This window comes from Cognatundibacterium luofuense (assembly GCF_018139685.1).
Classification (GTDB): domain Bacteria; phylum Pseudomonadota; class Gammaproteobacteria; order Burkholderiales; family Burkholderiaceae_D; genus Undibacterium; species Undibacterium luofuense.
Map to the genome: position 1 here is coordinate 1 of NZ_JAGSPN010000583.1, position 291 is coordinate 291.

The window sequence follows — 291 nt, forward strand, 5'->3', positions numbered from 1 at the left end:
AGAAGGCCGCGACCTGGAATATGAGCACCTGATCCAGAACGCACCGGCTGAACTCAGAACAACGCTGCTAACCTTGCAAACCACCGCCGGCCAGCTCAGGGCGGAACTCAGTGAAAGAGAAAGTACCCTGAACTCCTTGCGCCAAATCCTGATCAGTCTGGTGCCTGATTCACGCAAGCGTATCGCGCAAGATGACAATATCGCCACCGTCATCGCCACCATCAGCAAACTGGTGGAAGAAGGTGAGAAATCAAGGTCCGCGCTGGAACTGGCGAAAACCGTAGCAGAAAA

The 291-nt window shown here is 54.3% G+C and carries 1 protein-coding gene; it reads left to right on the forward strand.

From position 1 onward, the window contains the following. Positions 1–291 (forward strand): hypothetical protein (locus tag KDM89_RS21735; RefSeq protein WP_212689846.1); only part of this gene is annotated, 291 nt, incomplete at both ends.